Here is a 22,926-nt window from a genome sequence, read left to right on the forward strand (position 1 = left end):
ATAGAAAATGCCGCCGGTGATCGATAGCATTTTCTGATTGAATCCACGCACCGGCCTCGAGTAAGCTCGGCGCACTCATCGGAGACAAATCATGTTCAACGCCCTCTCACAGCTTCGTACCGTCAGCGCCCTGCGCGCGGTGGCGGCTGCCCGGGTGAATGACGTTTGTGCTCCGGTCAGCTTTTATTTTGGGTATTGGTTTAGCCACTGGCGCGCCTGATACCCACACGGCGCCCACTTTAAACGGGTCGCCACCAGAGAATTCTCAACCCCCGGTCGGCTTCCCGACCGGGGGTTTTGTTTTTTCAGCCCCGCACACTTTTAGCGACACACCAGACAACCAGAGGATTCAAAAATGAACTACGCCACTTATTACCGTTACGACAGTTTTACCGCCTGGCGATTTAGCAGCCTCCGCTCGGGACAGCCTGCCGCCTCCGATCGGTCACCCACAGGTGGCAAGCACGCACACGCGGCCAATCCGGCCAATTGTCGAACACCCCAGTAGGGCCGAGCGCGCGGGAACGAACCCGCTGCCAGCCCAGGAAGCCCGAATATGAACTCGTCCGTCTCTGCTCTGCCGCTGTCCACCTTGAGCTCTGCCAATGAAGCCCTGACCCTGCGTCTGCCCAGCTCATTGCAACTCAAACAGCAACTGCCACTCAGCAACGCCCTGACCCAGCAAGTCGCCGCCCACCGCCAGGCGGTTCGCGCGATCCTCAACGGTGAAGACTCGCGTCTGCTGGTCATCGTCGGCCCCTGCTCAATTCACGATCCTCAGTCCGCCCTCGAGTACGCCAGCAACCTCGCCCGCCTCGCCGCCGACGTCAGCGATGAAATGCTGCTGGTGATGCGCGCCTACGTCGAAAAACCCCGCACCACCATCGGCTGGAAAGGCCTGGCCTACGACCCGCATCTGGACGGCAGCGACGACATGGCTGGCGGCTTGACCCTGTCCCGCGAGTTGATGCGCGAAATGCTCCGCCTGGGACTGCCGATTGCCACCGAACTGCTGCAACCGATGGCTGCCGGCTACTTCGACGATCTGCTGAGCTGGGTCGCTATTGGCGCTCGCACTACCGAATCGCAGATCCATCGGGAAATGGCCAGCGGCCTGAGCATGCCGGTCGGCTTCAAGAACGGTACCGATGGTGGTGTCGGTGTGGCCAGTGACGCCATGCGCTCTGCCGCCCATCCGCATCGTCATTTCGGTGTCGACAGCCAGGGGCATCCAGCAATCATTCAAACGCCGGGCAATCCAGACACCCACCTGGTGCTGCGTGGCGGACACCGTGGGCCGAACTACGACCGCGACAGCGTCGCCCGGGTGAACAGCGACTTGACCAAACTGAAGATCCCGGCCCGGATCATGGTCGACTGCAGCCATGCCAACAGCGGCAAAGACCCGTTGCGTCAGCCAGCGGTGTTTAACGATGTGCTTGAACAGCGCCTGCATGGTGATCGATCACTGATCGGCATGATGATCGAGAGTCACCTGTTCGAAGGCTGCCAACCGCTGGGCCCGTCAATGCGTTACGGCGTGTCAGTCACGGACGGCTGCCTTGGCTGGAACGGGACGGAATTACTTTTGCGCCGGGCAGCCGATCGGCTCAGAGCGCAGAGCAGGGATCAACAATCGGCGTGAGCCCCACCCAACGTCCAGCCCTCCCATCGAGGACTGGACGTCGGAATCGAGACACGATTAACAGGCAAAGGGTGTTCCCGGAGTAGGCCATCGCAGGAAAACGCTCTGTTACAGATAAAAAGATGTCCAAATATTCCGACCAAGACCTCATCTACTTTCGACATTTCGTACATTTTCTATTCCGTTTTCATCAGGTTACAGCGGCTTTTTCATACAACGTCGAATAGCTGGTGTGCTTTAGAGTGAGCCCATCAACACACCTATGAACGACTGCGAAAAAGGAAAGAACATGCTACGGAATGCAACTACTCAGTATCCGATCCTGTTGATCCACGGGCTCTTCGGCTTCGACCGCATCGGCAAGATCGAACTCTTTCATGACGTCAAGCAGGCCCTCAGGAGTGCAGGCGCAAGAGTGTTTATCCCGCACTTGTCGGCTACCCATAGCAATGAAGTTCGAGGCGACCAACTTCTGGCGCAGATCGAACGGGTACTGGAAGGAACCGGTGCAAACAAAGTCAACCTGATCGGCCACAGCCAAGGCGCACTCGCTGCACGTTATGCGGCAGCGACAGCGCCGCAGGTTATCGCTTCGGTGACGTCCGTCAGCGGACCGAATCACGGCTCGGAACTGGCCGACTTCTTGCGCAAGGCGCTGACGCCCGGGCGCCTGCCGGAACAAGTCGCTGCGACGGTTGCAACGTTGTTTGCAGACTTTCTATCGTTGCTCAGCGGCCACCGTCACCTGCCGCAGAACGCCATCGCCGCTCTCAATGCCCTGACCACCGAAGGCGTAGGCGCGTTCAACGACAAATACCCCCAGGGTTTGCCGAAAACCTGGGGTGGCAAGGGTCGCGAACTGGTCGACGGCGTACGTTATTACTCCTGGAGCGGCACGCTTCAGGGTGACATCCTCGACAAAGGGCTTGATGCTCTGAATCCGCTGCACGGGTTCCTCCGCGCCTTCTCCCACTACTTCACCACCGAACCCGAGCAGAACGACGGCCTGGTTGGCCGCTACAGCTCCCATTTGGGAAAAGTCATCCGCTCCGACTATCCGTTGGATCATCTGGACAGCCTCAGCCAGACCGCCGGTCCGTTGCGCAAGGGCATCGACCCGATTGCCCTGTATGTGCAGCATGCAGAGCGTCTGAGAAATGCCGGTCTATAAAGGAATGCCATACCGGCCTGCAGGGTCTGGACGGAACTTTGAGGAGAAATAGGCCACTGAATCCGGTAGGCTCCGCACTTTACTGAACATTGAAAGGAGAATTTTCCCATGGCCAAAGCCACTGCCCGTCACATCCTCGTTGCCAGCGAAGCCAAGTGCAACGAATTGAAAGCCCAAATCGAAGGCGGCGCTGATTTCGCCGAAGTCGCCAAAGCCAACTCCACTTGCCCTTCCAGCCGCCAGGGCGGTGATCTGGGTTCGTTCGGTCCAGGCCAGATGGTCAAGGAATTCGACGCCGTGGTCTTCAGCGCACCGATCAACGTGGTGCAAGGCCCGGTGAAGACCCAGTTCGGTTACCACCTGCTGGAAGTGACCAGCCGTCAGGACTGATCAACCCTTAGTTTTCCGCACAACGGCCCGCCTTTTGGTGGGCCGTTGTGTTTGGGATATGTGATACGGGTGGCGAGGGACGCGCCGCTAGCGTACAAATTGTGCTTATTGACCACCCGGCTCTAAGGCTGACAATGCGACTGGCTTTCCCTACTTTATTGCTCACTGCCGTGACCCTGCTGCTGGGCGTCACCGGTGTGAATGCAGCACCGCAACATGCGTTGACCGTGTACGGTGAACCGGCGAAGTATCCTGCCGGCTTTAGTCATTTTGCCTACACAAACCCGCAAGCCCCCAAGGGTGGCACGATGCGCCGCTCGGCCGTCGAAATCGGTCATTTCGACCATATGTTGCCCTACATCGATAAAGGCATTGGCGTCACACAGATCGACGGCCTGCTTTACTCGCCCCTCGCCCAGCGTTCGCTGGACGAGCCTTACACCGTGTACGGTCTGGTGGCTTCGATGATGGAGCGCTCGGACGACGGTTTGTTCCTGCGCTTCTACCTGAACCCCAAGGCCCGTTTCGCGGACGGCAAACCGATCACGGCCGAAGACGTGCGCTACACCTTCGACCTGTTGATGACCCAGGGTAGCCTGCGTTATCGCACCCAATTTGCCGACGTCAAAGGCGTCGAAGTGGAATCACCTCTGACAGTTCGGTTCGACTTGAAAAGCAATGAGAACCGGACCCTGCCCCTCGATATCGCGACCCTGCCGGTGTTTCCCGAGCATTGGTGGAAGACTCGCGACTTCGCCAATGGCGGCGGTTACGAGCCACCTTTGGGCAGCGGCCCCTACCGAGTGAGCAAGGTCGACTCCGGTCGCAGCATCACCTTCAAGCGCAATGCCAATTGGTGGGGCAAGGATTTACCGGTCAGCCGCGGCCTCTACAACTTCGATCATTTCAGCATCGAGTATTTCGGCGATACCGACGTCGCCCGCCAGGTCCTGCGCGGCGGAGCCTACGACTACAACCGGGAATTCTCCGCCACCGGTTACTCCATCGGCTACGACAGTCCGGCCCTGAGTGACGGGCGCCTGCAAAAGGCGCACCTGGCAACACAAGCGCCTCAAACGGCCCAGGGCTTTGTGTTCAACCTGCAAAACCCGCTGTTCCAGGACCGTCGAGTGCGTCAGGCGCTGGCCATGCTCTGGGATTTCGAATGGAGCAACCGGCAGATGATGCGCGATATGTACATCCGTCAGCAGAGCTTCTTTTCCAACACCGATCTCGCCGCCCGACAACTGCCGGACGCTGGCGAGCTGGCGATTCTCGAACCGTTGCGCGGGCAGGTCCCTGACGAGGTTTTCACCCAGGTATTCGAAGCACCGAAAACCGATGGCAGTGGCGTGATACGCGACAAACAGTTGCAGGCACTCGATTTGCTCGAACAGGCCGGCTGGAAACCCAAGGGTGATCAACTGGTCAACGCCGATGGCAAGCCGCTGAGTTTCACTTTCCTGGTCAGCCAGAACGGCATGGACCGATTGCTGCTGCCTTACAAGCGCACCTTGAAACAGATCGGCATCGACATGAACATCCGCCGCATCGACTCGTCCCAATACGTGAATCGCCTGATGAGCCGCGACTACGACATGATCGTCACCGGCTACCCGGTCACGACGTCGCCAGGGGGTGAACTGATCAATTACTTCGGCTCGGTCTCGGCCAACGACCCCGGCGCCAATAACTACATGGTGTTGAAAAATCCGGCGGTCGACACCCTGATCGCCGGACTGATTCGAGCCACCACCCAACCCGAAATGCTGCACTACGCCCACGCCCTGGACCGGGTGCTGCAATGGAACTACTACTGGATTCCCAACTATTACCCGCCGGGCAGCTCCACCGTGTGGTGGAATCGTTTCGGCAGGCCCAACGAGCAAGCGAGCAATGACGAAGCCATCGAGAGCTGGTGGGAAATAAGCACCACGCCGTTGACCAACCAACAGATGACCGCTGAGAAAATCAGCCGTGGCAAACCCGGAGGGCCGCACTGATGTGGGCTTACATACTGCGGCGGCTGCTGCTGATCATTCCGACGCTGGTGATCATTCTTCTGGTCAACTTCATCATTGTCCAGGCCGCGCCGGGCGGCCCGGTGGAACAGGCCATCGCGCACTTGCAAGGCATCGGTGGCGCGAGTGTCGGTGGCGGTTCCGGTGAACGCATGTCCGGCACCTCCCGATCCAGTCGCGGCCTCGACCCGCAACTGATCAAGGACATCGAAAAGCAATACGGCTTCGATAAGCCGGCGCACGAACGCCTGTGGCTGATGCTCACCAGTTACGCGCGCCTGGACTTCGGCAAGAGCTTTTTCCGTGGTGCGACCGTCACCGACCTGATCCTGGAAAAAATGCCGGTGACCATTTCCCTTGGGCTCTGGGCGACGCTGATCACCTACCTGGTGTCGATTCCCTTGGGCATCCGCAAGGCCGTGCACCACGGCAGCCACTTCGATATCTGGAGCAGCACCGCGATCGTCATCGGCTACGCCATGCCGGCGTTCCTGTTCGCGATGTTCCTGATCGTGGTCTTCGCCGGCGGTACCTCGCTGAACTGGTTCCCGGTGCGCGGTCTGGTCTCGGACAATTTCGAATCGCTGTCGACCGTGGGCAAAATCGCCGATTACTTTTGGCACTTGGTGCTACCAGTGACGGCGCTGGTGATCGGCGGGTTCGCCACGCTGACCATTCTGACCAAGAACTCCTTCCTCAATGAAATCACGCGCCAGTACGTAGTCACCGCCCGTGCCAAGGGCCTGAGCGAACGCCGAGTGCTCTACGGTCACGTGTTTCGCAATGCCATGCTGCTGGTGGTCTCGGGGATTCCCCAGGCGTTCATCAGCGTATTTTTCGCCGGCTCGCTGCTGATCGAAGTGATTTTCTCCCTCGACGGCCTGGGTCGCATGAGCTACGAAGCCGCGGTTTCCCGGGACTATCCGGTGGTATTCGGTTCGCTGTTCATCTTCACGCTGTTCGGTCTCTTGATAAAACTGGTCGGCGACCTCTGCTACACCCTCGTCGACCCGCGCATCGACTTCGCTGCGAGGAACGCCTGATGTTCAAGCTCTCGCCGTTAGGTCGTCGTCGTTTCGAGCGCTTCAAGAAAAACCGTCGCGGCTGGTGGTCCTTGTGGTTGTTTGTCAGCCTGTTCCTCTTGACCCTCGGTGGCGAACTGATCGCCAACGACAAACCGCTGATCGTCAGCTATCAGGGCTCACTCTACTTCCCGGCCCTGAGGCGTCATACCGAGCAGGAATTTGGCGGGCAGCTGCCGTTCCAGGCGGACTACCGCAGCGACTATGTGCAGACGCTGATTCACCAGGACGGTGGCTGGATGCTGTTCCCGCCAATCCCCTTCAGCGATGACACGCCGAACTATGACCTCAATCAACCGGCGCCCAGCCCTCCGACGAAGGTCAACTGGCTGGGCACCGACGATCAGGCGCGGGACGTGTTGGCCAGAGTGATTTTCGGTGCGAGGGTGTCAATCCTGTTTGCCTTGATGCTGACCTTTGTCAGCGCACTGATCGGCATCGCTGCCGGTGCCCTGCAAGGCTATTACGGCGGCTGGGTCGACCTGATCGGTCAACGCTTGCTGGAGGTTTGGTCGGGGCTGCCGGTGCTGTACCTGCTGATCATCCTGTCGGGTTTCGTCGAGCCCAATTTCTGGTGGCTGCTGGGGATCATGGCGCTGTTTTCCTGGCTGGCCCTGGTGGACGTGGTGCGCGCCGAGTTCCTGCGCGGGCGCAACCTGGAATACGTCAAAGCCGCCCGGGCGCTGGGTCTGACCGACCGCAAGGTTATCGTCCGGCACATCCTGCCCAACGCAATGAACGCGACGCTGAGTTATCTGCCGTTCATTCTGACCGGGGCGATCTCGACCCTCACAGCGCTGGACTTCCTCGGTTTCGGCATGCCCGCCGGCAGCGCATCGCTGGGCGAGTTGATCGGTCAGGGCAAGCAGAACCTGCAAGCGCCGTGGCTGGGATTAACGGCATTTTTTACCCTGGCGCTGATTCTTTCTTTACTGGTGTTTATCGGGGAGGCATTGCGAGATGCCTTTGACCCACGATCGTGACGCGGACTGTTGATATGAGTAACAACCTGATCGAAATCCGTGACCTCAGCGTGGCCTTCAGCGGCCAGACCGTGGTGCGCAATCTGTGCCTGGACATCCGCCCTGGCGAATGCCTGGCGCTGGTCGGCGAATCGGGTTCCGGCAAGTCGGTAACCGCTCACTCGATCCTGCAATTGCTGCCCGAGACCGGCACCGAAACCACGGGCAGTATTCGCTACCGTGGCCAGGAGCTGGTCGGCGCTCCGGCCAAGGTCTTGCGAGAACTGCGGGGTAACCGCATCGCGATGATCTTCCAGGAGCCCATGACCTCGCTCAACCCATTGCACAGCATCGAAAAGCAGATCGGCGAAACCCTGCTGCTGCACAAGGGCCTGGCCGGTAAAGCGGCGCAAGCGCGGATACTCGAGTTGCTGCATCTGGTCGGCATTCAGAAACCCAAAGAGCGGCTCAAGGCCTATCCCCATCAATTGTCCGGCGGTCAGCGGCAACGGGTGATGATCGCCATGGCCCTTGCCTGCGAACCGGAGCTGCTGATCGCCGACGAGCCGACCACTGCGCTGGACATGACAGTGCAGCGCAAGATCCTGCTGCTGCTCAAATCCCTGCAACAGCGTCTCGGTATGTCGCTGCTGCTGATCAGCCATGACCTCAATCTGGTACGCAGTATTGCCCAACGAGTCTGCGTGATGAAGGCCGGCGAAATCGTCGAACAGGCACCTTGCGAAACGCTGTTTACCGAACCGAAACATCCTTACAGCTGCGTGCTGCTGAACGCCGAACCGGAAGGTGAAGCACTGCCCCGGGACGAGCGCGAGAACGTGCTTGAGGTAGATGATTTGCGGGTGCAGTTCGCCCTGAGCGGCGGGCTGTTTCAGCGCAAGACCTACCTGAAGGCCGTGGACGGCATCAGCCTCAACATTCAACGCGGCAAGACGCTGGGCATTGTGGGCGAATCCGGTTCCGGCAAGTCGACGCTGGGTCAGGCGATCCTGCGCTTGCTCGACTCCGAAGGCAGCATTCGCTTTCAAGGTGAAGCGCTGGACGGCCTGACGCAGAAACAGCTGCGACCGTGGCGCAAGAAAATGCAGGTGGTGTTCCAGGACCCGTTCGGCAGCCTCAGCCCGCGGATGTCCGTGGCGCAGATCATCAGTGAAGGCCTTGAGGTGCATAGCCAGTTGACGGCTGAAGAATGCAAAGCCGAAGTGATTCGGGCATTGGTGGAAGTCGGCCTCGACCCGCAAAGCCGTCATCGCTACCCGCACGAGTTTTCCGGTGGCCAACGCCAACGCATCGCCATCGCCCGGGCGCTGGTGCTGAAACCGGCGCTGATCCTGCTGGACGAACCAACCTCGGCGCTGGATCGCACGGTGCAAAAACAAGTGGTCGCCCTGCTCCGCCAACTTCAGGAAAAACATGGCCTGACCTACCTGTTCATCAGCCACGACCTGGCGGTGGTGCGCGCCCTGGCCCACGACATGATCGTGATCAAGGACGGCAAAGTGGTGGAAAGCGGCGCCAGTCATGTCGTGTTCGATTCGCCGCAGCATCCGTATACCAAAGAGCTGTTGGCGGCGGCACATCCTGGAGCCGTTCGATGAACACCACCGAAAGCCTCAAGGACTACCAGCGCGTTCGCCTGCTGGCGATCCGTTCATTGTTCGAGATCATCGAGCAGTCGAGTGAAGGCACGGTGATTGTCGACCGCGACGCCAATATCGTCTGGATGAACGAGCGCTATGCCCGGCGCTTCGGCCTGGAATCGGCGGAAGTGGCAATCGGCAAGGCCTGCGAAAGTGTGATCCCCGGCAGTCTGTTGCGCGATGTGGTGCGCACCGGTCGGCCGATTTTGCTCGACATGCAGGACACCCCCAAAGAACCACTGGTGGTGATGCGCCTGCCGATTCATGACGACGCCGGCGTGGTGATCGGCGCCATCGGGTTTGCGCTGTTCGATGAATTACGCAGCCTCTCGCCGATGCTCAAACGCTACATGAGCATGCAGGAAGAACTGGCATCCACCCGCTCGCTGCTGCGAGCGCGGCAAACCAAATACAACTTCGCGCACTTCATCGGCACCAGCGCCGCCAGCCTCGAAGTCAAACGCCGTGCCCGACGCAGTGCCAGCGCGGAATCCCCGGTGTTGCTGCTCGGTGAAACCGGCACCGGCAAAGAGCTGCTGGCTCAGGCGATCCACGGCGCTTCGCCGCGCGCGCACAAAGCCTTTGTCAGCATCAACAGCGCGGCGATTCCCGAATCGTTGCTGGAAGCGGAATTCTTCGGCACTGCGCCCGGCGCATTTACCGGTGCTGATCGCAAGGGCCGTGCGGGCAAGTTGAAGATCGCCCAGGGCGGCACCCTGTTTCTCGATGAAATCGGCGACATGCCGTTGCCACTGCAAAGCAAACTGCTGCGGGTATTGCAGGAGAAAGAATTCGAGCCGGTGGGTTCCAACGAAGTGATCCAGAGCGATGTGCGGGTGATTGCCGCGACCTCCACGGATCTGGAAGCCGCGATCAAGCGCGGCGAATTTCGCGCAGACCTGTATTACCGCCTCAACGTGCTGCCGATCCAGGTCCCGCCGCTGCGTGATCGACTCGATGACCTGCCAGCCCTCAGTGAAGCGATTCTGGAGGAGCTGCGCAGTCAGCACGAATTGAACCGCGAAGCCCTGGAACTGCTGGGTCAACATGCCTGGCCGGGGAACATTCGCGAGCTGCGCAACGTGCTGGAGCGGGCGGCGCTGCTCAGTGATGACTTGATGCTGAATGCCGCAGATATCCACGCGGCGATTGGGACGTTCACACCGGTAGAACGCGTGGTGCCTGTAACGATTGAGCCGGTTGCGCAAGAGACGTTCAGTGCGGCTCGGGAGCGGTTTGATCGGCAGTTGATTGAAGCTGCCCTCGCACAATGCGGCGGGAAGGTTGTTGAAACGGCGGCGCGGTTGGGGCTGGGGCGGTCGACGTTGTACAAGAAAATGGTGGCTCTGGGAATTGCGGAGTCTCTATAAGGAGATATTAATCTCCACTTGTAGACAGATCATCGCGAGCAAGCTCGCTCCCACAGGTTTACCCCACCGCGCAGAAGAATGCGGTCAAATGTGGGAGCGAGCTTGCTCGCGATGAGGCCGGCATTACCGATATAAGTCTCAAACTAGAGACATCCAACTGAAACTCAACTCAAACAATCTACATATATCCTTATATTTCAATAGCTTGTGGGTCTGGCACGAAACTCGCTAAAGCCCTCTCCCACAACAGATCCACCTACAAAAATAACAATCCAGGAGACACACCATGAGTGTGATCATTGCCTTGGCAGCTCTCACGCTGCTAATGCTCGCGGCCTACCGTGGCTACAGCGTTATCCTCTTTGCCCCGATTGCCGCCCTCGGCGCCGTTCTGCTCACCGACCCTTCCGCCGTCGCCCCCGCCTTCACCGGGGTGTTCATGGAGAAAATGGTCGGCTTCATCAAACTGTATTTTCCGGTGTTCCTGCTCGGTGCCGTGTTCGGCAAGCTGATCGAGCTGTCGGGTTTCTCGCGCTCCATTGTCGCCGCGGCGATTCGCCTCCTCGGCACGAGTCAGGCGATGCTGGTGATCGTGCTGGTCTGCGCCCTGCTGACTTACGGCGGCGTGTCGCTGTTCGTGGTGGTGTTCGCGGTCTACCCGTTTGCTGCTGAAATGTTCCGCCAGAGCAATATTCCCAAGCGTCTCATCCCGGCGACCATCGCCCTCGGCGCATTCTCGTTCACCATGGACGCCCTGCCCGGCACTCCGCAAATCCAGAACATCATCCCGAGCACCTTCTTCAACACCACCGCCTGGGCCGCGCCTTGGCTGGGCTTGATCGGCGCGATCTTCGTGGTCTGCACCGGCATGTTGTTTCTGCAGCGCCAGCGCAACAAGGCTCAGCGCGCCGGTGAAGGTTATGGCACCGAACTGCGCAACGAACCGGAAACCGCTGCCGACATCAAACTGCCAAACCCGTGGATTGCACTGTCGCCGCTGCTGGCGGTGGGCATCATGAACCTGCTGTTTACCCAGTGGATTCCGCAGTGGTACGGCAAGACTCACAGCCTCGCGCTGCCGGGCATGGCCGCGCCGGTGACCACCGACATCGCCAAACTCACGGCGATCTGGGCCGTTCAGGCAGCCTTGCTGGTCGGCATCATCATGGTGCTGGTGTTCGGCTTCCAGGCGATTCGCGGCAAGTTGGCCGAAGGCAGCAGAAGCGCGGTCAGCGGTTCGTTGCTGGCGGCGATGAACACCGCATCGGAGTACGGCTTTGGTGCGGTGATCGCCTCGTTGCCGGGCTTCCTGGTATTGGCTGACTGGCTCAAGAGCATCCCCAATCCGCTGGTCAACGAAGCGATTACCGTGACGCTGCTGGCCGGCATCACCGGTTCGGCGTCGGGCGGTATGAGCATTGCGCTGGCGGCCATGGCCAATGACTTCATCGCAGCGGCCCACGCCGCCAACATCCCGCTGGAAGTGCTGCACCGGGTGGCCGCGATGGCCAGTGGCGGCATGGACACCCTGCCGCACAACGGCGCAGTGATTACCTTGCTGGCGGTCACCGGCCTGACCCACCGCGAAGCCTACAAAGATATTTTCTGTATTACGCTGATCAAGACCCTGGCGGTTTTTGTGGTGATCGGTACTTTCTACGCCACTGGCATTGTGTGAGGTATTCATGACGACTCTTTCGGGCAAGACTGCACTGGTCACCGGTTCCACCAGCGGCATCGGCCTGGGCATCGCCCTCAGCCTGGCCAAGGCTGGCGCCAACCTGATCCTCAACGGTTTCGGTGATGCGTCCAAGGTGATTGCCGAGGTTGAGCTGCTCAATAACAAAAGCGGTGGCAAGGTTGGCCATCACCCGGCCGACGTCAGCGACCCGGCACAGATCGCCGACATGATTGCCTACGCCGAACGTGAGTTCGGCGGCATCGACATCCTGGTCAACAACGCCGGCATCCAGCATGTGGCGCCGGTGGAAGAGTTCCCGGTGGAGCGCTGGGATTCGATCATTGCGATCAACCTGTCGTCGGTATTTCACAGCACTCGCCTGAGCCTGCCGGGCATGCGCGCCAAGGGCTGGGGACGGATTATCAACATCGCTTCGGTGCATGGCCAGGTCGGGTCGGTGGGCAAGGCGGCTTACGTGGCGGCCAAGCATGGCGTCATCGGCTTGACCAAGGTGGTCGGGCTGGAAACCGCCACCACCAACGTCACCTGCAACGCCATCTGCCCCGGTTGGGTGCTGACGCCACTGGTGCAGAAACAGATTGATGACCGCATCGCCAAAGGGATCGACCCGCAACAGGCGCAGCATGATTTGCTGGCTGAGAAGCAACCTTCGCTGGAGTTTGTGACGCCGCCACAACTGGGCGAACTGGTGCTGTTTTTGTGCAGCGAAGCCGGTAGCCAAGTGCGTGGCGCGGCGTGGAATATTGATGGTGGTTGGTTGGCACAGTAATCAACCAGTAACCCTGTGGCGAGGGGATTTAGCGGACCGCCGCACCGCCCCGTTCGACTGCGAAGCAGTCGTAAATCCTGCGCTCTCGGTATGTCAGTCATACCTAAGGTGCCGGGTTTGGGGCGGCTTCGCCACCCAACGGGGATAAATCTCCTCGCCACAAAAGGCCGACTGAATGCATTAATAAGAAGAGGCAAGCCATGTCCGACATCCTCTGGCAACCCAGTGCCGAGCGCATCGACAAGACCCGCATGGAGGCCTTTCGGCGCTTCATCAATCAGCGACACAACCTCCACGTCGACGACTACCCTGCCCTGCACCAATGGTCCATCGATCAGCGTGAAGCGTTCTGGCAGGCCATCGTCGATTTCTTCGACATCCGTTTCCACGATCAACCGGACGCTGTACTGGTTGAGGGCGCGCAAATGCCCAGCGCCCAATGGTTTCCCGGCGCCACCCTGAACTTCGCCGAACACCTGATGCGCCGCCGCGACGATGCCGTGGCGGTTGTGGCCATCGGTGAAAACGGTCAGCGCGAACAGTTGACCTGGGCCGAACTGGCGGAGCATGTCGCCGGCTTCCAACACAGCTTGATCGCCGCCGGTGTCGTCGTTGGTGACCGAGTCGCCGCGTGCATGCCGAACACCTGGCAAACCCTGGTAGGCATGCTCGCCACCACCAGCCTGGGAGCGATCTGGTCCTGCTCTTCGCCGGACTTTGGCACCCAAGGGGTCATTGATCGCTTCGGCCAGATCGAGCCGACGGTGCTGATCACCTGCGCCGGTTACCGCTATGCCGGCAAGGACATCGACCAGACCGCCAAGGTCAATGAAATCCTCGAACGATTGCCGTCCTTGCAGCAGTTGATAGTTGTGCCTTACGCCCGACCGCAAGCGCACATCGAACACTTCCACACCCGGGCCAACGTGACGCTCTGGGATGATTTCTACGACGCTGGCGGTGAGCCGGATTTCGTCCCCGTGCCCTTCGCTCATCCGCTTTACATCCTCTATTCCAGCGGCACCACCGGCGTGCCGAAATGCATCATTCACAGCACCGGCGGCGTGTTGCTGCAACACGTCAAGGAACATGGATTGCATTGCGATCTCGGTCCCGGCGACCGCTTGTTCTACTACACCACGTGCGGCTGGATGATGTGGAACTGGCTGGTCTCGGCGCTGGCCGTGGACAGCGCGGTGGTGTTGTACGACGGTTCGCCATTTCATCCCGCCCCCGAGCGTCTGATCGACCTGATCGACGACGAACGCATCAGTGTCTTCGGCACCAGCCCCAAGTACCTCGCGACCCTGGAAAGCAGCGGCATCAAACCTCGCGAAAGCCATGACCTGAGCAGCCTCAAAACCCTGCTGTGCACCGGTTCCGCGTTGTCGCCGCAGAGTTACGACTACGTCTACCGTGACCTCAAGACTGACCTGTGCCTGGCCTCGATGTCCGGCGGCACTGACATCGTTTCGTGCTTTGTGAACAGCAATCCGCTGCAACCGGTACGCCGTGGCGAGATACAAGGCAAAAGCCTGGGCATGGCAGTGGAAGTCTGGAACGACGACGGCCAGCCTGTGATCGGCGAAAAAGGTGAGCTGGTGTGCACCCGACACTTCCCGGCGATCCCCATCGGGTTCTGGAATGACCCTCAGCAGGAAAAGCTCCGCGCTTCGTATTTCAGTCAATTCCCCGGTGTCTGGGCCCAAGGCGATTACGCGGAACAATTGGCCCATGGAGCGATGATGATCCACGGACGCTCCGACGCTGTGCTCAACCCCGGCGGCGTGCGCATCGGCACCGCGGAAATCTACCGTCAGGTGGAGAAAGTCCCACAGGTGCTGGACAGTGTGGCCATTGGTCAGCAATGGCAGGATGACGTTCGGGTGGTGCTGTTCGTACGCTTGCGTGACGGAGTTGAACTGGACGAGGGGCTGGAACAGCAGATCCGCCAGGTCATCCGCGCCAACACCACACCGCGGCATGTGCCGGCGAAGATTGTTGCGGTGACCGATATACCGCGAACCATCAGCGGCAAGGTCGTTGAACTGGCGGTGAGGAATGTGGTGCATGGCCAGAAGGTCAAGAACACCGACGCCCTGGCCAATCCCGAAGCACTTGAGCAGTTTCGGGGTCGGCCGGAACTCGGAACTTAAACGATCATGCGGATGTGTGTTAATCCATGTGCGAACCAGGTGGGCGCCTTCCACTGACAGGATTCGGCGCAATAGAGTTGTTCAGAGTGATCAGAACCGGCTCGTCAATCGCGCTACCGGGGTTTGCTTCAAGCGCGCTGCGCAGGGTGGACATATTGAGTTCATAACTATTCTTGTCCGTATACAGCTGGCTCAGTAGCGAGGTGGTCACAGCCAGTGAGTCAGCATTTTCAAAGGTTTTGGAACTGGCATGACAGGCACGGCCTTCATCCGTAACCGGCAGACGTCCCGACGCCAAGTTCAGCAGCGAAGCCACATCCAGCAATTGCCCTCTTTCGCCGGTGCGCCCTGCATCGCGCGCATAGCTGACATCTTCGGTCTGTGAAACACCGTGGAACACCTCATGAATCAAGTCGTCTGCCACGACGTCATGGTTGAAGCCCAGACCGATGAAGTGCTTGTTGAGATTGGGCGTATAGATTTCGATGAATTTCGTGTCAGATTGGTCTTTTGCATCTTTCCATCGCTTGTAAGCGTCCATGTTGAAAGCAGCAATATTGTTAGTGTTCTTGAGCGGATCGAGAAAGATGTTACTCATGGAAAGACCTGCAAAGTCTGCCCTGACCAATCTCAGATAGTTCAACAACCGTTCGAATGCATCGCTCGAGTTGCTTCCCATCAGTACCTTGATGATTGCGTTGCGTTCCTTCGTTAAGTCAAGACGGGTAAAGACGTTGATCGCGTTTTCGATTTTTGTACGCGCCAGCGGCAAGCTTTGCTCAATGAACTGTCGGGTATAGCTGACGGGCAATGTCTTACTGAATCGCGGCAACCTGATAGGTGCCTGAAAGGTGAAGTTGTTCAGTTTTGGTCCCCAGGGTTTGCCCAGTCGATCAAGGGCATACCATTGTTGGGCGCTACGCTCTGCCACCACCGTTAGCGTGTCACCGGTTGCACCACGGGGTCGCCAGGTACCCTGTCCGGTGGCATCGACGCTTTTGGCTGCGCAAATCAGGTCGTAGGTTTTATGACGGCCATTGAGTTTGTGCAACTGGGATCGCGCCAGTCCGAGCATCTCGTGAGCCTGCCTGGTAAATCGCAGCGCCCCCTTATGGACAAGTTTCCCGACTCCGAACAATGCCGTAGGTACGCCATCCACGGGATTGAAGAGGGAAACAGATGTGACGAAAGCGAGCTTGGTCAGGCGGGCGGCTTTGGAAGCCGTGGAGATAGCCTTCGCCGAGATGCTCAGTGCTTTGGCACCAGCCCCCACAAACGCTCCACCCACTGCGATGACATCCATAACGCAGCCATACATCCCATCGACCATCTTATTGTGTTCCCCGGAAGATAGATCCTCGATGCACTTTTTAAAGGGAACGACCAGATCGACAATATACGTCGCGTTTTCTTCGCCTTTTTTGCGCTGGCTTTCAAGCACTGTTGGCACAGTGGTGACTGCTTCAAGTTCGTCAAACGTCATCATCGGACGATTGTTGACGATGAACCTAGCAATTCGAACAATCTGCGAATTATCAAAATTTTGATAAACGCTCTGCTTCCGCTCCGACGGCGTAGCGGGCGCGGCAAGCTCACCCAACTTGTCAATTATCGCCACGCTACTGCTGGCCGAACTGGCCTCTAGAAGACCATGGGTGTATTCACTAAGGATAATCGGTAATCGTTCTGGATTCGTCGGCACCTGTTGCGCTTTCAGATCACCTTTAAAATCTACTCTGGCCGTGCCCTGCAATTTTCCTGTGTTGGCGATCAGCGCACCAAGCGTGTTGTTTCTACGTAGTTCACCACGCAAGGTAAACAGTTCATAGCACGTAACAGTGTTTCCAAGAGAAGCGCACATGACAATACCAAAACGCCCCGTGACAGCATCTTTGCCTTGTTGAGTTTCATAGTCTGTTTCAAGTATCAACGGCCCCCCAAAACGGTTGGAGGATGTCTCTATCGCCGGGCTGCGAAGGGTAAAGAAGGTGATCTTGCCTTTCAGAAAGGTTTCCAGATCGAAGGGAGGCATGTGTGAAAGGGCCATCTTCACATTCCTGACCACCGCATTATTCAAATTGCCGAGGTAAATCCGCAGTTGGCGGTGATACTCATCATTATTGGGCGCCAGCCGCCGCAGCCTCGGATAACGATCGTGAATGCTGAGTACGGATGGATCATAGAAACTGTTATTTTTATGATTGGTAATATTTCCATGCAAATTGGGTGCGTTAGAGTAGGGGTTGGGGAAAACCGCACGCAGATCCCAGAGGCCACCCACCAGGTCACCGGACATATGCAGGTCGACCATGGACATGGCGGTAGGTGAGGCATATAGGCCGGGTTGCTGATAGATAATTTTATCTTCCAGGAAATCACAAGTTGGCGCGGCTTTCGTCACAGCTGCCCGTGCGATGTCTTCTCTGCTTGGAATGGAGCTGGTATAGGCGCGGGCAAGGTGCGTGCCGTCCACGTACTCCTCGAACACTGTCATTGCCCGCTCAGTCGTTTCCTTTTCCGCTTGCTTAAGTTCCGTTGTCGTCACCACGCCATTAATCAGGGCCCAGTCAACGATTGGATCGATCATTGTCAAACCCCGCAGACGTGCCAGTGGATCACTGACTGGCTCCAGTTCGGCATACGCCATAATCTGCGTATACGTCAAAACCCGCGAAGCTCCCTTGGTGACCGCTTCCACCAAGGCAACTCCAAGGCAGAAGGACACCCAGCCAACCGAACCCATCATCAGCGACGACGGGACACCCTTGACCAGAAATTCTGGCGCGATTTCCGCCAGCAGCAGGTTTGATGCCAATGGCGCCACGACAGGATTCACCCAGCCTTTGCTGTGTAGAAAGGTTTCCAGCTCCTTGCGCACGACCGACGAAGATCGTTCGACATTGGTCGGTGCATACAAATCGAGCCCGCCGATGCTCTTTCTGGCTTGAGCGTTACCAATGTGCGGATACAGCTCCAGCAAAATAGCCGTTATCAATAGTTGCCCAAGATCCTGTGCAGAGACGTCTTGCCCGGATTTTGCACCGAACCAGTCCAGTTCCTTCAGGAGTTTCCTGGCGCAGGCTTGGGCCGCCGGATGCTTGACCAACTGAACGATACGTTCGGCGGCGTTATCGTGCGTTGCAATAGTGCCACCCGTTTCGCGGTACAGTTTATCCAGCAGCTTTTCGTCTGGAGCTATAAGTTTTGCAGTGGCCTGACGAATATCATTAAGTTGCTCGGCAGACAATACGATCAACGATTGATCATCGGTGATGACCTGCCCCCAATAACTGCCAAAATTATCAACTTCAGGAAAGTCAAACTCGAAGTAGCCGATCAGGTTTCTGAGCTGCGCAACGGACTTTGGCACATCAAAGCCATAAAATTGAAGCCACTGATCGATAATTACAATGTTGTCCGCCCACAGACAACCTCCGGCCTCTTTGGCAATATCCGCCAAGACCTCCATTGAAGCTCGGACAGCCTCACGGTGGGCAAAATATCCCAGTGCGACGAGATCTCTCCAACCATGGCCGTCATACACTTCCAGCTTGCCAGAATCGGTAACACGAATAAGTTCGGCATCACTCAAATTTTCTTGGGTTAGTGCGCTTCTTATTGCAACCGTACTGAGTAGTTCGTTCAACAGTACGCTTCCCGGCACATAGACATCATACAAAGATGAGCCCTTCTGCAACTCCATCTCGTAGTCAAACCAGTCTATTGTTTCGTCGCCACTGTAATTTGCCAAACAATCCTTCAGTTTGTCCAAAATCAATTTCCGCTCAGCTGCATCCGCGTCTTGACGCAACGACTCCTCTCTGCCGAAATTACCCAGAGACTTATAGAACTTATCCCTTAATTCAAAATGCATAGCCCAACCCTTAATAAATTAACTGACTGACTTATTCAGCCCAGGTAGATCTTACTTACTCAGGCCGAGCAATCCAGCGCCAATCTATTAAGTAACATTTCCGACAGACCAACCACAGTACAACTAGCCAGCCAAAAATCAGCCCATCAAGTCCCGCACCCAGAAAATCAAGTAACTTACAGAAGTGGCACTTCCCTGATGTGTCAGATGTAACTTCAGGTTATTAGTCAACAATCAGCATGCTGCAATTCTTCTCACCGACATCACCTGCGACAACCAACTTATTACAGGAGCTGCCGAAGGCAGCTCCTTTGGTGTCAGTCCACCAGCCCCCATTCACCCGGTGGTGTATGGGGGCCGGGCGTGGCCTCGGCGTGCATTTTCAGCCGCAGGCGCAGGTTGTTCAATGAATCCGCATGTTTCAACGCCTCTGCCTCATCGATCGCACCCTCGGCAAACAGCTCGAACAGCGCCCCATCGAAGGTCTGCATCCCCGCCTCTGAAGACTTCTCCATGATCCCCTTCAGTTCTGAAAACTCATTGCGCCGAATCAGATCGCCGATGGTCGGCGTGCCGATCATCACTTCCACCGCCGCCCGTCGCTGACCGTCGCGGGCATGCACCAACCGTTGAGACACGAACGCCTTGAGGTTGTTGCCCAGGTCATGCAGGAGTTGCGGCCGGCGCTCTTCAGGGAAGAAATTGATGATCCGGTCCAGCGCCTGATGGGCGTTGTGGGCATGCAGCGTGGAAATAACCAGATGACCGGTATCGGCAAACGCCAGCGCGTGCTCCATCGTCTCGCGGTCACGGATTTCGCCGATCAGCACCACGTCGGGCGCCTGACGCAGGGTGTTTTTCAATGCGGCGTGAAAACTGCGGGTATCGACGCCGACCTCACGCTGGTTGATGATCGACAGCTTGTGCCGATGGATGTACTCGACCGGGTCTTCGATGGTGATGATGTGGCCACTGCTGTGGCGATTGCGGTAGTCGATCAATGCGGCCAGCGAGGTCGACTTGCCCGAGTCGGTGGCGCCGACGAACAGCATCAGTCCTTGTTTGAGCATCACCGTTTCGAGCAGCACCAGCGGCAGTTTGAGGTCTTCGAAACGCGGAATGTCGAGTTTGATATTGCGCGCCACGATCGACACATCGTTGCGTTGTTTGAAGATATTGACCCGAAAGCGCCCGATACCGGTCAAAGAGATCGCCAGGTTCATCTCCAGCTCCCGGTCGAACTCCAGACGCTGTTCGGCGTCCATGATGGACGCGGCAATGGCCGCGACTTCTCCCGGCTTGAACGTCTGATCGGCCAAGGGTTTAAGCACACCCTCGAACCGTGCGCTGGGTGGCGCACCGGTAGACAGATAAAGATCGGAGCCATTCTGGCTGGCCAGGAGCCTTAACAGTGCATCGATTTCCATGGCAAAAAGCACCCGCGAAGCATTCAATGAATAAAAATGACCCAAATTGGGTCATCCAGCGTCTACTGCGGTACAAGGATAGTCGACACCGCTACACCGACTTAAATGCAGGACATCTTGATGAACGCATCACCGACCGGCAGCGACGCCCAGGCCTTGATTGCCCGACTGGACTGGAGGCGCAGCCCGCTGGGCGCTGCCAGTACCTGGCCGCAAAGCCTGCGAACCGCCGTGGATATCGTGATTCATTCGCCGATGCCGATGCTGTTGCTGTGGGGCCCGCAACTCACGCAGATCTACAACGACGGCTTCGCCCTGCTGGCCGGCAGCAAGCATCCACACGCATTCGGACAGCCGACACACCTGATCTGGCCAGAGCTAAAAGACTTTACCGACCCCATTTACAGCGCCGTCCTACAAGGACAGGTGCGGACCTACTGCGAACAGCGCTTCACCTTACAGCGCGATGGCCATGATTCCGACTTCTGGCTGGACCTGACCTACAGCCCGATCCGCGATGAAAGCGCCCAGGTCGCCGGGATTCTGGTCACCGCCATCGAAACCAACGAACGCCGGCGCATCGCCCTCGAACTCGAGCAGCGTTCGGCCGCCAGCCTCAAGGCCCAGCACGAAACCGAGGAGCGCCTGCAACTAGCCCTCGCGGCCACCGACGCCGTCGGCACCTGGGACTGGGACATCGGCGAGGACCGCTTCATTGCCGACACCCACTTCGCCCAATTACACGGTATCGACCCGCTGCTCGCCAGCCAGTTGCCCATCAGCGCCTACCTCCAGGGCGTGCACCCGGAAGACCGCGCCATGGTCGCCCGCAGCATCAAGCACTCCATCTCCCAAGGCACCGAATACGCCGAAGAGTATCGCCTGCTGCAACCCGACGGGCAGCTACGCTGGGTGTTTGCCCGGGGTCGTTGCTACAAGGACCACCATGGCCGGCCGATTCGCTTCCTCGGCGCGGCCCTGGACCTGACCGAACGTAAACACACAGAACAAGCCTTGCGCCAAAGTCAGACCGAGCTGCAACTGATCATCAACGCCATGCCGATTCTGATCAGCTACGTGGACAGCGAGGAACGCTTTCGCCTGAACAATGCGGCCTACCTCGACTGGTACGGGCTGACGCCTCAGGAGCTCTTTGGCAAAACCATCCGTGAAGTACTGGGTGAAGACGCCTATGCCTTGCGCGCCGAACACATCGCCCAGGCCCTGTCCGGCAAGCCTTGTTGTTTCAGCATCAGCACCCCGCACCGTGACGGCAGCATCCGCCATGCCCTGATGAACTACTTGCCGCGCCACGGCGCGGATGGTGCGGTCAATGGTTTCTATATCTTTGTGATTGACGAAACCGAGCGCAAACAGACCGAAGAAGCCCTGCGCAACCTCAACGAAACCCTTGAGGAACGGGTCGCCGCCCGCACCCAGCAATTAGCCGAAGCCAACCAGCGACTGCAAAACGAGATGTTCGAACGTGAGCGCGCCGAGGAGGCGTTGCGCCATGCGCAGAAGATGGAAGCGCTCGGCCAGCTCACCGGCGGCATCGCCCATGACTTCAACAACATGCTCACCGGGATCATCGGCAGCCTCGATTTGATGCAGCGCTACATCGCCGACGGGCGCGCCGCCGAGGTTAGCCGTTTCACCGAGGCTGCAGTGTCCTCGGCCAATCGCGCCGCCGCCCTGACCCATCGCCTGCTGGCGTTTTCTCGACGTCAGTCCCTGGACCGCAAGCCACTGAACGCCAATGATCTGATCCATTCCCTGGAAGATCTGCTGAGCCGGACCAAGGGCGACCACATCGACCTCAAACTGCAACTGGCCGATGACGTCTGGCCGGTCAGCACCGACGTCAGCCAGCTGGAAAACGCCCTGCTCAATCTGGTGATCAACGCCCGGGACGCCATGCCCGATGGCGGCGAGTTGCGGATTGAAACCGCCAACGTTTACCTCGACAGCAGTGACATCAACACCCTGGAACCGGTCAAGGCCGGGGATTATCTGATGATTGCCGTCAGCGACAACGGCACCGGCATGACACCGTCGGTGCTGGCCAAGGCTTTCGACCCATTCTTCACCACCAAACCTATCGGCCAGGGCACCGGTCTTGGGCTGTCGATGATTTATGGTTTTGCCCAGCAGTCGGGTGGGCATGTCAGCCTGTTCAGCCTGCCAGGCCAGGGCACCAGCGTTCGTCTGTACCTGCCGCGGCTGCACGCCGCAGAGCCCGAAAACATCCTGAAGCCGGTCACCAGCGAAGCGCCGGCCGCGATCGCCGGTGAAACAGTGGTGTTGGTGGAGGACGATCCGGCGGTGCGCATGCTGGTGCTCGACCTGCTCAACGAGCTGGGTTACCACGCCCATGAAGCCCAAGACGCGAAGACCGCCCTGCCCCTGCTGGAATCCGACCTGCGGGTCGATTTGCTGGTCACCGATGTCGGGCTACCAGGAATGAACGGTCGACAACTGGCGGAGATTGCCCGCCAGCACCGCCCCAAACTCAAAGTGCTGTTCATGACCGGGTATGCGGAAAAAGCCGCCGAGCGCCAGGGCTTCCTGGAGGAAGGCATGGACATGGTGGCCAAGCCCTTTTCCATTGACCTGTTGGCCAACAAGATTCGCGCGATGATCGGTCAACCGGACTGAGTTGAGGCATAATCGCGCCCCCCGCTGGCACCAACATA

15 protein-coding genes are annotated in these 22,926 nt (G+C 58.4%); 13 read left to right on the plus strand and 2 right to left on the minus strand.

The features are described from left to right. Positions 1–91 precede the first annotated feature (91 nt). The 12 genes from MO767_RS09915 (at position 92) to MO767_RS09970 (ending at position 14,929) form a co-directional block, all read left to right on the plus strand. Positions 92–220, plus strand: a complete 129-nt coding sequence (locus tag MO767_RS09915; RefSeq protein ID WP_282480324.1) for a hypothetical protein — start codon at positions 92–94, stop codon at positions 218–220. 336 nt (positions 221–556) lie between these two features. Next, the gene (locus MO767_RS09920; RefSeq protein WP_282480325.1) at positions 557–1,645 is read left to right on the plus strand and encodes a 3-deoxy-7-phosphoheptulonate synthase; all 1,089 of its coding nucleotides are present in this window, start codon (positions 557–559) and stop codon (positions 1,643–1,645) included. A 289-nt stretch (positions 1,646–1,934) separates the two neighbouring features. Beyond that, complete coding sequence (locus MO767_RS09925; protein ID WP_282480326.1) at positions 1,935–2,816, plus strand: triacylglycerol lipase; 882 nt, start codon at positions 1,935–1,937, stop codon at positions 2,814–2,816. Positions 2,817–2,924: 108 nt separating this feature from the next. Then, positions 2,925–3,206: a peptidylprolyl isomerase gene (locus MO767_RS09930; protein ID WP_046048458.1), complete on the plus strand. Its 282-nt coding sequence runs from the start codon at positions 2,925–2,927 to the stop codon at positions 3,204–3,206. Between the two features lie 134 nt (positions 3,207–3,340). Further along, positions 3,341–5,209, plus strand: coding sequence for an extracellular solute-binding protein (locus MO767_RS09935; RefSeq protein WP_282480327.1), 1,869 nt, complete (start codon positions 3,341–3,343; stop codon positions 5,207–5,209). Continuing rightward, positions 5,209–6,270 (plus strand): microcin C ABC transporter permease YejB, encoded by a 1,062-nt coding sequence (locus MO767_RS09940; protein WP_123368175.1) that lies wholly within the window; start codon positions 5,209–5,211, stop codon positions 6,268–6,270. Before MO767_RS09935 ends, MO767_RS09940 begins: the two co-directional genes overlap by 1 nt. After that, entirely contained in the window at positions 6,270–7,292 is a 1,023-nt protein-coding gene (locus MO767_RS09945) for an ABC transporter permease (protein WP_282480328.1), read from the plus strand. Before MO767_RS09940 ends, MO767_RS09945 begins: the two co-directional genes overlap by 1 nt. 14 nt (positions 7,293–7,306) lie before the next feature. Beyond that, complete coding sequence (locus MO767_RS09950; RefSeq protein WP_282480329.1) at positions 7,307–8,890, plus strand: ABC transporter ATP-binding protein; 1,584 nt, start codon at positions 7,307–7,309, stop codon at positions 8,888–8,890. Further along, the gene (locus MO767_RS09955) at positions 8,887–10,302 is read left to right on the plus strand and encodes a sigma 54-interacting transcriptional regulator (protein WP_282480330.1); all 1,416 of its coding nucleotides are present in this window, start codon (positions 8,887–8,889) and stop codon (positions 10,300–10,302) included. The genes MO767_RS09950 and MO767_RS09955 overlap by 4 nt, the downstream gene beginning before the upstream one ends. A gap of 286 nt (positions 10,303–10,588) precedes the next feature. Further along, a complete protein-coding gene (locus tag MO767_RS09960; RefSeq protein ID WP_123368171.1) occupies positions 10,589–11,980 on the plus strand; it encodes a GntP family permease in 1,392 nt (463 codons plus the stop codon). Positions 11,981–11,987: 7 nt separating this feature from the next. Beyond that, positions 11,988–12,773: a 3-hydroxybutyrate dehydrogenase gene (locus MO767_RS09965; protein WP_282480331.1), complete on the plus strand. Its 786-nt coding sequence runs from the start codon at positions 11,988–11,990 to the stop codon at positions 12,771–12,773. A gap of 200 nt (positions 12,774–12,973) precedes the next feature. Continuing rightward, positions 12,974–14,929 carry an acetoacetate--CoA ligase gene (locus MO767_RS09970; RefSeq protein WP_282480332.1) on the plus strand — a complete coding sequence of 652 codons (1,956 nt, stop codon included), beginning with the start codon at positions 12,974–12,976 and terminating at the stop codon, positions 14,927–14,929. Between the two features lie 19 nt (positions 14,930–14,948). Here the strand turns inward: MO767_RS09970 and MO767_RS09975 are convergent, their stop codons facing one another. Together MO767_RS09975 and MO767_RS09980 are read right to left on the minus strand one after the other, a co-directional pair. Next, entirely contained in the window at positions 14,949–18,803 is a 3,855-nt protein-coding gene (locus MO767_RS09975) for a hypothetical protein (protein ID WP_282480333.1), read from the minus strand. 317 nt (positions 18,804–19,120) lie between these two features. Further along, positions 19,121–20,230 carry a PilT/PilU family type 4a pilus ATPase gene (locus MO767_RS09980; protein ID WP_282480334.1) on the minus strand — a complete coding sequence of 370 codons (1,110 nt, stop codon included), beginning with the start codon at positions 20,228–20,230 and terminating at the stop codon, positions 19,121–19,123. Between the two features lie 120 nt (positions 20,231–20,350). On the opposite strand from MO767_RS09980, the gene MO767_RS09985 reads away from it, so the two are divergent. Beyond that, positions 20,351–22,888, plus strand: a complete 2,538-nt coding sequence (locus MO767_RS09985) for a PAS domain S-box protein (RefSeq protein ID WP_282480335.1) — start codon at positions 20,351–20,353, stop codon at positions 22,886–22,888. Positions 22,889–22,926 lie beyond the last annotated feature (38 nt).

Origin of the sequence: Pseudomonas sp. UYIF39 (genome assembly GCF_029963765.1) — a bacterium.
GTDB lineage: Bacteria > Pseudomonadota > Gammaproteobacteria > Pseudomonadales > Pseudomonadaceae > Aquipseudomonas.